We start from the raw sequence: 382 nt of genomic DNA on the forward strand, positions 1-382 counted from the left end.
TGTGTACATCTCAATCCGATGCTCTTCAAACCGCACCAGCTGCCGGTGCATAAGCGGACCCCTTATGATTCTGAAGTATTGGACTGTTTTAATGAGAACAGCAAGCACTACGGCAATGCCAAGCCACAGTCCGATTCCGGCACACAGATCGGTGAGCCACCAGAGAATGGATGGGTCATGACCGCCGAGCAACAGCCCAACGCCCACGGTGTAGATCAGGGATATGAAAGCAATGATTAGCATAACAGCCAGAATTTTCGATTCCTTCATCCCGTCCTTCTTAAGCCTCATATCCGACATCATGCGCCGAATATCTTTATTTGAAAGCTGAACCTCCAGTTCACGCATTGGCGCTGCCTCCTGTCATTCTATTATTTCTCCC

At 49.2% G+C, this 382-nt stretch carries 1 protein-coding gene; it reads right to left on the reverse strand.

Going from position 1 to position 382, the window contains the following annotated elements; translation table 11 throughout:
* Window positions 1-348: YcxB family protein (locus NE664_15715; protein MCQ4728081.1), on the reverse strand; the 348-nt coding region annotated here is incomplete at its 3' end.
* Window positions 349-382 lie beyond the last annotated feature (34 nt).

The sequence above is a fragment of the Anaerotignum faecicola genome (assembly GCA_024460105.1).
GTDB lineage: Bacteria > Bacillota > Clostridia > Lachnospirales > Anaerotignaceae > JANFXS01.